Origin of the sequence: Noviherbaspirillum sp., assembly GCF_036846085.1 — a bacterium.
GTDB lineage: Bacteria > Pseudomonadota > Gammaproteobacteria > Burkholderiales > Burkholderiaceae_D > Noviherbaspirillum.
Map to the genome: position 1 here is coordinate 1 of NZ_DAIUCO010000191.1, position 10481 is coordinate 10481.

At 62.2% G+C, this 10481-nt stretch carries 7 protein-coding genes; 1 reads left to right on the forward strand and 6 read right to left on the reverse strand.

What is annotated here, in order from left to right; genetic code table 11:
• Window positions 1–347 precede the first annotated feature (347 nt).
• The 5 genes from V7080_RS18885 to V7080_RS18905 all read right to left on the reverse strand — a co-directional run bounded on the left by V7080_RS18885 (window position 348) and on the right by V7080_RS18905 (window position 7880).
• Complete coding sequence (locus tag V7080_RS18885; protein ID WP_334189942.1) at window positions 348–2081, reverse strand: bifunctional protein-serine/threonine kinase/phosphatase; 1734 nt, start codon at window positions 2079–2081, stop codon at window positions 348–350.
• 154 nt (window positions 2082–2235) lie between these two features.
• Window positions 2236–3048 carry a formate/nitrite transporter family protein gene (locus V7080_RS18890; RefSeq protein ID WP_334189943.1) on the reverse strand — a complete coding sequence of 271 codons (813 nt, stop codon included), beginning with the start codon at window positions 3046–3048 and terminating at the stop codon, window positions 2236–2238.
• A 35-nt stretch (window positions 3049–3083) separates the two neighbouring features.
• Window positions 3084–3431 (reverse strand): nitrite reductase small subunit NirD, encoded by a 348-nt coding sequence (nirD, locus tag V7080_RS18895; RefSeq protein WP_334189944.1) that lies wholly within the window; start codon window positions 3429–3431, stop codon window positions 3084–3086.
• Window positions 3432–3443: 12 nt separating this feature from the next.
• The gene (gene nirB, locus V7080_RS18900; protein ID WP_334189945.1) at window positions 3444–5972 is read right to left on the reverse strand and encodes a nitrite reductase large subunit NirB; all 2529 of its coding nucleotides are present in this window, start codon (window positions 5970–5972) and stop codon (window positions 3444–3446) included.
• Between the two features lie 681 nt (window positions 5973–6653).
• Window positions 6654–7880: a DUF3089 domain-containing protein gene (locus tag V7080_RS18905; RefSeq protein ID WP_334189946.1), complete on the reverse strand. Its 1227-nt coding sequence runs from the start codon at window positions 7878–7880 to the stop codon at window positions 6654–6656.
• 212 nt (window positions 7881–8092) lie between these two features.
• Between V7080_RS18905 and V7080_RS18910 the strand changes: the two genes are divergently transcribed.
• The gene (locus V7080_RS18910; RefSeq protein WP_334189947.1) at window positions 8093–8890 is read left to right on the forward strand and encodes a GNAT family N-acetyltransferase; all 798 of its coding nucleotides are present in this window, start codon (window positions 8093–8095) and stop codon (window positions 8888–8890) included.
• A gap of 33 nt (window positions 8891–8923) precedes the next feature.
• Here V7080_RS18910 and V7080_RS18915 read toward each other — a convergent pair whose 3' ends face one another.
• Window positions 8924–10207, reverse strand: coding sequence for an amidohydrolase family protein (locus V7080_RS18915; RefSeq protein WP_334189948.1), 1284 nt, complete (start codon window positions 10205–10207; stop codon window positions 8924–8926).
• Window positions 10208–10481 lie beyond the last annotated feature (274 nt).

The window sequence follows — 10481 nt, forward strand, 5'->3', positions numbered from 1 at the left end:
TCGATAGCATCTATAACGCTCGATAAGCAATCTCGTTTACTTGTTCAGCGTTGCCCTAGGTTCTTCGGAGAGCAGGCAGAGTTGCATTACCGAAGACACGTGGTTACTGAGCTTGAACAACTGCATAAGGTGGCTTGACCTTCACACCCCCATCCCAACCTTCCCCCTACGAGGGGGAAGGAGTTAGTTCGCTTACAACCTTTCCACGTCGCCGCTCATAGGCGGCTCCGATTCAGCCGGCGCAATGCCTGCATTGCGAAACCCCGGCTTCATCCCTACGAGGGGGAAGGAGCGCTTCAATACTAGTTTGCGACGTAGTAGCATTAGCAAGCTGATGCAAAACGGTGTTACCGAAGCGCCGAACCAACCCCCACCAACACCACAATCACCAACATCAAAATCAACGACACCCCCTTCCAGAAAACAACCGGATTGCGCTCAATCAGCGGCGGCCGCGCCTTGCTGACAAACTTCTTGTTCGGATGGTACAGATCGAACACGAATTCAAACAGGTCGTCATAGCGTTTTTCCGGATTCGGGTGAGTCGCCTTCCGGATCGCTTCATCGACCCAGGCGGGAATGGTGCGGTCATCCAGCAGCGAGTGGTAAACCAAATTCCTCTGCGCCAGCTGCGTGCGTGCCTTCGCAACCTCGGTGCCGTAGGGCAGTCGCCCGGCCAGCATCTGGTAGGCGATGACGCCGAGCGAAAACATGTCCGACCGCGATGTGCCGCTCTCTCCCAAAAAATATTCCGGCGCGGTGTACTGCGGGGTACCGAGAATGGCGTCGTCCCCGGCGCGGCCGGTCATTTCCGTCAGGCCGGCCACCCGCGTGGACCCGAAATCGATGATCTTCACCGTGCCGGTCGCGTCGATCAGGATGTTTTCCGGTCGCAGGTCCTGGTGCAGCATATCGAGGCGATGAAACGCCCGCAGCCCCTTGGCGATCTGCTCGACGATGCCGCGCACGGTTTCCAGTTTCGGCTTCGGGTTGTCGATCATCCATTGGGACAGGGTGCGCCCTTCGATATATTCCATGGCGACATAAAGAAAGTTCCGCCGCCGCGTCTGCGCGCAGGGCTTCAGCACATATGGACTATTGATACGGCGGGCGATCCATTCCTCCATCAGGAAGCGTTCCAGATAGCCGGCATCGCCGCGCAGATCAACCGAGGGTGTCTTGAGAATGACCTGGTCGCCGGATTCATTGTCCACCGCCAGATACACATGGCTGCGGCTGCTGGCATGCACCTCCCTGACGATCCGGTAACCGTCGAACAATGCCCGTGCTTCCAGCAGAGGTGGGAACGGCAGATCCGAAAGCTGCCGGTAGATTTCATTGGCCTGCGGATCGGGCAAAGCATCGACCCGGACGATCTGGAGGGTGAGATTGTCGGTGCTGCCCTGCCGGCAGGCTTCCCCGACGATCAGCCGCGCCGCCGCATCGAGGTCGTCAGGATGGCGATCGATTGCGGCAACGATGACGTTCGCATCGGTGTACTCATACACGCCGTCCGTTGCCAGCAGGAAGATGTCGCCTTGTTCCAGCGGCAGGTTCCGGTAATCGATCTCCAGGTGCGAATCGATGCCGAGCGCACGGCTGAGGTAGCTCTGCTCGCGCGACACCGAGACGCGATGGTCGCTGGTCAGTTGCTCGAGCGACTTGCCGCGCAGCTGGTAGATGCGCGCATCGCCGACGTGGAACAGATGCGCCGTTGCCGACTTGATGACCATGCCGCTGAAGGTGCAGACATAACCGCGATCCTTGTCGTAGCGGTACTGGCTGTGCCGGGTCTGCGAATACAGCCAGGAATTGGTGGCCATCAGCACCCGCTCCACCGAGGTCTTCACCGACCAGGCGTCCGAGGTGCAGTAGTAGTCGTCGAGAAAGCTGGTGACTGCGGACTGGCTGGCAACCTGGCTGACGTCGCTGCTGCTGATGCCGTCGGCAATGGCGATGGCAATGCCCTTGGTACTGAGCTGCGGTTCCTTCGGGATCGCTACGCCATGGAAATCCTGGTTGATGTCCTTGCGGCCCTTGTCGGAGTACTGGCCTACGGCGATGCGGAGTTGGCTGGTCATTGTGTTGGAAACTTACTCCGGGCTATGTCAGGGAGGACGGTGGCGCATCTCTGGGTCCCCGTCTGCACGGGGACGGCAACCCTGTACTTATAAAACAAGTTCGAACAAAAGCCCCAGGCCGTGACCGGGCTGGGGCTTTTCGTCGTGAAACCGATTATTTGAACGAGCGCTTCGGGCCTGTTTTCACATGCGTTGCATACAGTGTCAGGCCGGTAAACGCGAGGCCGCCGACGAGATTGCCCAGCACCGTGGGAATCTCGTTCCAGATCAGGTAATCCATGAACGAGAAGTTGCCGCCCATGAGCAGGCCGGACGGGAACAGGAACATGTTGACGACCGAATGTTCGAAAGCCATGGCAAAGAAAAGCATGATCGGCATCCACATCGCGATCACCTTGCCGCTGACCGTGGTCGAGATCATCGCGCCCACCACGCCGGTGGACACCATCCAGTTGCACAGCACACCGCGCACGAACAAGGTCAGCATGCCGGCGGCGCCGAATTCCGCATAGCCCACCGTGCGTGCGTGGCCGATCACGCCGATCGCTTCACCGACCTTGTTGGGCGGCGTCGAGAAGCCGTTGGTAAACACGATCGCCATGAGCACCGCGACGGTGACCGCGCCGAGGAAGTTGCCGATGAAGACCACGCCCCAGTGACGGAGGATGCCGCTGAGGGTCACGCCGGGGCGCTTGTCGATCAGTGCCAGCGGCGTGAGGACGAAGACGCCGGTCAGCAGGTCGAAGCCCAGCAGGTACAGCATGCAGAAGCCGACCGGGAACAGGATGGCGCCGAAGATCGGCGAGCCGGTCTGGACGGTGATGGTGACCGCGAACACGGCGGCGAGCGCGAGGATGGCGCCGGCCATGTAGGCGCGGATCAGTGCATCCCGGGTGGACATGAACAGCTTTGATTCGCCGGCATCGATCATCTTGGTGACGAATTCGGAAGGCGCGAGATAGGCCATGATGGTTCCTTGTGAATGGAGATCGGGATGAATGGTTAGGCGGCGATGAGGACCATGCGGTCTTCGACACGCACCGGATACGCATTCACCGAGTTGTGCGGCGCTTCGAGGCACTCGCCGCTTTCCAGGCAGAAGTGATGCTTGTAGATCGGCGAAGCCACGACGACGCGCTGGCCGAGGCTGCCGATCAGGCCGCGCGAAAGGACGCTGGCGTTGGCATTCGGATCGTAGTTGTCGATGGCGAACAGCTTTTCTTCCTTGCCCTTGACGTGAAATACGGCAACAGGCTTGTCGTTCACCAGCGCGCAGATGCCGGTGTTGGGCAGGATGTCGTCCAGCGAGCAGACGGGGTTCCAGGTAATGGTCGGGTTGTCGAGTTGCATGATGTGCGGTCCTTAGGCTGCTTTGGCGATGATGGGAATGACTTTGCGTTCTTCCGGCGTGGCGGGGCGGATCTGCCCGCGCTCCTCGACGAAGACGACGTGCGGGTCGCGCTGGTCGCTGTTGACGAACTGGCGGAAACGCTTGCGTGTCTCCGGATCGGTGACGGCGTTTTTCCATTCGCAGGCGTAGGTGTCGACCACGTGCTGCATCGCGCTTTCGAGTTCCGCCGCGAGGCCGAGCTTGTCGCCGATGACGACGTCCTTTAGGTAGTCGAGGCCGCCTTCGAGGTTGTCGCGCCAGACGCTGGTGCGCTGCAGGCGGTCGGCGGTGCGGATGTAGAACATCAGGAAGCGGTCGATGTAGCGGATCAGGTCCTGCCTGGACAGATCCGATGCCAGCAGCTCGGCATGGCGCGGCTTCATGCCACCGTTGCCGCAGACGTACAGGTTCCAGCCCTTGTCGGTGGCGATGACGCCGACATCCTTGCCCTGTGCTTCCGCGCATTCGCGGGTGCAGCCGGAGACGCCGAACTTGATCTTGTGCGGCGCGCGCAGGCCTTTGTAACGGTTCTCCAGTTCGATGGCGAGGCCGACGCTGTCATCGACGCCGTAACGGCACCAGGTCGATCCCACGCACGATTTCACCGTGCGCAGCGACTTCCCGTAGGCATGGCCGGATTCGAAGCCGGCGGCGATCAGCTGTTCCCAGATTTCCGGCAATTGCTCCAGGCGCGCCCCGAACAGGTCGACCCGCTGGCCGCCGGTGATCTTGGTGTACAGGCCGTATTTCTTTGCCACCTGGCCGACGGCGATCAGTCCGTCCGGCGTTACTTCACCGCCCGGCATGCGCGGCACGACCGAATAGGTGCCGTCCTTCTGGATGTTGCCGAGGAAATAGTCGTTGGAATCCTGCAGGCCGGCGTGGTCCTTGCGCAGCACGAAGTCGTTCCAGCAGGAGGCGAAGATGTTGGCGGCGACCGGCTTGCAGATATCGCAGCCGAGGCCCTTTCCGTGGGCACCGATCAGTGCATCGAAGGTCTTGATCTCGCCGGCGCGGATGAGGTGGTACAGCTCCTGGCGCGAGTAGGCGAAGTGCTCGCACAGGTGGTTGTTCACAGCCAGGCCCTGCTTTTTCATCTCGGCCTTCATCACCTGCGTGACGAGCGGCACGCAGCCGCCGCAGGCAGTACCCGCCTTGGTGCAGGCCTTGAGGTCGCCGATGGTCGTCACGCCGCCGGCGACCGCTTCGCACAACTGGCCCTTCGACACGTTGTTGCAGGAGCAGATCTGCGCGGCGGCGGGAAGGGCGTCGACGCCGAGACCGGGTTTCGCCTTGCCGTCGCCTTGCGGCAAGATGAGGAATTCCGGTTCCTTCGGCAGTTCGATCCGGTTGAGCATCATCTGCAGCAAAGTGCCGTATTCGGCCGCGTCACCGATCAGGACCGCGCCCAGCAGGTGCTTGCCGCATTCGGAGACGACGATCTTCTTGTACACCTGCTTGCGTTCGTCGGTGAACTGGTAGGCGCGGCTGCCGGCGGTGCTGCCCATGGCGTCGCCGATACTGGCCACGTCGACGCCCATCAGCTTGAGCTTGGTGCTCATGTCGGCGCCGGCAAATCCGGCAGCCTCGCCGGCAATGTGTTTTGCAACCACGCGCGCCATTTCGTATCCCGGTGCGACGAGGCCATAGACCTGGCCATTCCAGGCCGCGCACTCGCCGATCGCATAGATGTCCGGATCGGCGCTCAGGCAGTGGTTGTCGACGGCGATGCCGCCGCGCGGACCGAGTGCGAGCCTGGCCTGGCGGGCGAGTTCGTCCCGCGGACGGATGCCGGCGGAAAACACGATCATGTCTGTTTCGAGATGGGTGCCGTCGGCGAAGACCATGCGGTGTCGGGCCTGTTCGCCGTCGATGATCTCGACGGTGTTTTTTCCGGTATGGACGCTGACGCCCAGCTCTTCGATTTTCCGGCGCAGCATGCGGCCGCCCGCATCGTCCACCTGCACCGCCATCAGGCGCGGCGAGAATTCGACGACGTGGGTCTGCAGGCTCATGTCGCGCAGCGCCTTCGCGCATTCCAGGCCCAGCAGCCCGCCACCGATGACAACACCTGTATTCGCACGGCTGCCGCATTCCAGCATGGCTTCCAGGTCTTCGATGGTGCGGTAGACGAAACAGTCCTTGCGGTCCTTGCCCGGCACGGGCGGCACGAAGGGATAAGAGCCCGTCGCGATGATCAGCTTGTCGTAGCACAGCACGTCGCCGGTGTTGACCGTGACGGTCTTGTTGATGCGGTCGATGGCGGTGGCGCGAGTGTTCAGTTTGAGCAGCAGATTATCGCGGTCGAAGAATCCCGGCGATACGAGGGACAGGTCGGCCGCCGATTTACCGGAGAAGAATTCGGACAGGTGCACGCGGTCATAGGCGGGGCGCGGCTCTTCGCACAGGACGGTCACTTCCGCGTCGTGGATGCCGGATTCATACAGGCTTTCGAGGAATTTGTGGCCCACCATGCCGTGGCCGATAACGAGCAGTTTCATATTTTTCTCCCTATGCGGAAATGTCCGGTGAAATCAGCAGCGCTGTTTCGCCGCATGCTTGTTGACGAAGCGGATGGCGCTGCGCTGGCCTCAGGGCGAGCGCATCCACGCGCCGGAGCGGCACGGCCTTGGATGCGATCCTCAGGCCGGCAACAACCGCGGCGAACTTCGCAACAGCAGATTGGTAATCAGGTCCTGTTCAGCGCGCAGACGGGATGCATTGGGCATGCACGCGATGGGCGGCACGCAGGCAAACAGTCGGGGAACAGGAAGAAGCCGTCACTAAGCAATGACGAACGAGCAGGGCAGGCTGGAATGATTTGTTCTGCATGGGCAAACCTCTTTCGCGTGCACCGGCATGCAGGCGTTTCGCTGCCGCTCCGGTCCACAGGACACCATTGTCCATGGAGCCCGGCGTTGGACTCCATCATTTGCAAAGCAAGATTGCTTTACATGAGCTTTAGCAATCGCCATGCCATGCATGGATCAACGGTTTGCCGGGGCAATACGCGCTATTTGATGGATTCTTTCCTCCGCATGCATCGCGGTGGAGCACCGCATTGGGGAAGTGCACTGCGAGAGTGCGCTAGCAGGAAGGATTTAGGCAAAGACGGATGCCGGAAAGAAGCCGGGCCGGCCGGCGATTGCCGCGGACCGGCCCGGTGGATTCGACATGCAATCCTATCGCGCGGTCTTGAGATAGGCCTGCGATTGCTGGTACACGAGGTCGATCAGGTTGCCCTGTGCGATATCCACATCCACCAGGTGCAGGCCCCAGTCGGTCAGCAGCCGGTTGCTGACCACCAGGTCGCCCGGAATGTCGATGTTCTTCGCCGCGTAGGCCGGCTGCACGGTGACGGACAGGTAGGACGCATTGTCACGTTCGACGCATTCGGCAGTGACGATGTCGAAGGTGGCGACGAATTGCGTCGTCACGTTTTGCGTGACCGCACCCCAGCGGCTGCCCGCCAATGGCTGCCCGAGCAGATTGCTTTTCGCCGGCAGGTAGGAGCGCAGCGCAGCGCGTCCGCCGGCCAGCGCCGCCGGGTTGGTGCAGGCTGCGACGTTTGCGCCATCCGGCAGGCGGCCGAAGCGGCTGTTGGCCGGCGGCGGCGAGGAATCGCGGAAGGTGACATAGGACACCACGCAACCGGTCTGCGCGGCCGAACGGCACAACGGAATCTGGCGGAACTGTCCGCCGGTGTCCTTGCCTTTCGGGACCGGGACGTTGTAGCCGATGAGCAGCGCCGAGATCATCTGCTTCTGGGCCGGCTTGCCTTCGATTTCATTCTTGACCAGGTCGCCGAGCATGCGTGCGCCCTGCGAATGCCCCACCAGCACGACGCCGCGTCCCTTGTTGTCGTTTTTCAGGTAATGGTTCCATGCATCGACCACATCGCCGTAAGCCATTTTCGGATCGATGCCGCTCGGCTGCCCGCCCATGGCGTTGCGCAGGCCGGCCAGCGTGACCTGGCGGTACATCGGCGCATACAGGCGGCACTCCGAACCGAAGCGCGCGAACTGCTGCTGCACGGTGCGCTTTTCTTCCGGGCCGGCGGTCATGTCGCTATTGGGCGTCGGGTCGTTCGAGATGGTGGGATAGACATAGAAGCAGTCGACCGGTGCATCGGGATTGGACTTCCATGCCTCCCTGCCCGATTCCGTGCCGGCCGTCAGCAGTGCCGCGGTGAGATCGACCGCGCAGGCATCGGTGCGGCCGGGACGGCAAAGCCAGTTGCCGTCCCGGGCGTAATCGTTGCGGGCAGCAGTCGCCGACGCGGTCGTAGCCGGTGCCGCAGCGGAAGGCGCGGACGTGGAGGTCGGGGTCGTCGTGCAGGCGGTTGTAAATGATGCCGCAGCGGCGATCAGGCAAAGTCCCTGGAGCGGGCGAATACGGTATTGATACATGCAGTCTCCTCTGATTGTTTGTGATTGCGGTCGTCATCTTACCGCCTTATATGAACACATGTTCAACATCGCACACGGCGGTTTTCGATACCGCGATATGGCATATGCGGGCAATCGCAGGCAATCGGCGATGTTTGGTATCAATGCCTTAGAATCGGTGTTGGATAAGCAATGCGCTCACGCGGCGCGAACCTACATCGAGGAGAGCGGAAATGACAGTAGACGCCACAGACCTTGCCGATGGCAATGTGCTGCAAAGCATCCGGGAGCATGCGCGCTGGCAGCAGCCATGCGAATTGGCCGATGGCGGCGGCATCATCCTGATGGCCGGTCAGACCGAGTTTCCCGGCGCGTACAAGAACTGCGTCGCGCGTTCCGATCCGCGCGTTCCTGCCGCAGAGGTGATCGAGCGCGCAAGGGATTTCTTCGGCAGGCGTGGACGCAGCTTCACCGTTTTTTCGCGCGGCAGCCGCGACCGCGACCTGGAGGACCTGTTGAAAACGGACGGGTTCACCCAGCGCTCCGATTCTCCGTGCATGCTGGTGACCAGCCCGGTCGCCATGCCGGCCGTCCCTGGAGAACTCCGCATCGTGCCGTTCAGCGAACTGCGCCATGTGCAGGACGCGGCGGCGATCAATGCGGAAGCGTATGAGGCGCTGGAACTGCCCGCGGCGGAAACAGCAAAGTATTTCTTCAATGCCGCGCAGCTTCTTTCACCCGGCGTCATCGGTTGCGTCGCCTACCGGGATGAGCAGCCGCTCGCCACCGCGCTCGCCATCAAAAGCCAGGATGCCGCAGGCGTCTACTGGGTGGGAACGGCGAACGCCGCGCAGCGCATGGGCCTGGCGACGCTCTGCACCGCGTTCGTGACGAACCGTGCGTTTTCCGACGGCGCATCCGTGGTCACCTTGCAGGCCAGCCCGTTCGGCGCGCCGGTGTACGAGCGCCTCGGCTACCGGGAGTACGACAGGCTCAAGTTCTATCGGGACCTTCGCAAGCCGGCGGGCTAGGCAACGATCGGCCGAGGGGAGAGTGCAACCCGGTCAATTCGATCGTTGCATCATCCAGTTCACTTCCGACGGACGGCCTGCCAGCGCGAGCGAGGCAGTCGCCGCCGGTGCGCGCGCGATCACCCGGCCACCACGCAGCACGAGCAGGCGCGTGGCGCGCAGGCGGATCGCTTCAACCGGATCGCGTGCCTGCAGCACCACGAGGTCGGCCTTGCAGTCCACGTCGATACCGTAGCCTTCGAGCCCGAGGATACGGGCCGGTGTCGCGGTCACCGCATCGAAGCAGGCGCGGATGCCGTCCTGCCCGGTCATCTGCGCCACGTGCATCCCCATGTGGGCGACTTCCAGCATGTCGGCGCTGCCCATCGGATACCAGGGATCAAGCACGCAGTCGTGACCGAAGGCGACCGCCACGCCGGCGTCCAGCAATTCGGGAACGCGAGTCATGCCGCGCCGTTTCGGATAGGTGTCGTGCCGGCCCTGCAGGGTGATGTTGATGAGCGGGTTGGCGATCGCGGCCACACCGGCTTCGCGGATGAGCGGCAACAGCTTGGACACGTAATAGTTGTCCATCGAATGCATCGACGTCAGGTGTGAACCGGCCACGCGGCCCGCCATGCCGAGACGGTGCGTGTGATACGCAAGGGTCTCGATATGCCGCGACAGCGGATCGTCGGATTCGTCGCAATGCATGTCCACCCGCAGTCCGTACTCGGCCGCCAGTTCGCACAGGATACGCACCGATTCGGCGCCATCGGCCATCGTCCGTTCGAAATGCGGGATGCCGCCGACGACATCGACGCCCTTGTCGAGCGCGCGGCGCAGATTGTCCAGCGCGCCGGGCGAACGCAACACGCCGTCCTGCGGGAAGGCTACCAGTTGCAGGTCGAGATACGGCCTGACCTTTTCGCGTACGTGCAGAAGCGCGTCCACCGCAAGCAGGCGCGGGTCGCACACATCGACATGCGAACGGATCGCCAGCAGTCCCTTGGCGACCGCCCAGTCGCAATAGGCCATTGCCCGCTCGACGAGGGCCTCTTGCATCAGCAAGGGCTTGAGCTCGCCCCACAGCGTGATGCCTTCCAGCAGCGTCCCCGACTTGTTGACGCGGGGGAGGCCGTAGGACAAGGCAGAGTCCATGTGGAAGTGGGCGTCGACGAAGGGCGGCGTGGCCAGCATGCCGGCGGCGTCGATGGTGTCGGCTGCGGCGGCCTGCAGCGCCGGTTGCACGGCGGCGATGCGGCCGTTCTGGATGCCGATGTCGATGGCGGTCCGGCCGTCGGGGAGGGTGCAGTTGCGGAGGATGAGGTCTAGCATGGGGTGGTAGTGATTGGCTTAACGTGTTTCAAGGTACTTACTTGTATGTTGGATAGGATCTGATTTGACAAAGGCGATAACTCGGAGGAGCACATATTTTGATCACCAGACGGTTCCCTCCCCCTCTCAGGGGGAGGGCTAGGGTGGAGGTAGTGAGGTTGAATCAGCGTATGCAGTCGATCGACCTTCACACCCCTGCGCGGGCCGCCCCATCCCAACCTTCCCCCTATAAGGGGGAAGGAGCCTTACAAGATGGCTTTCAAGTAAGCAGTGC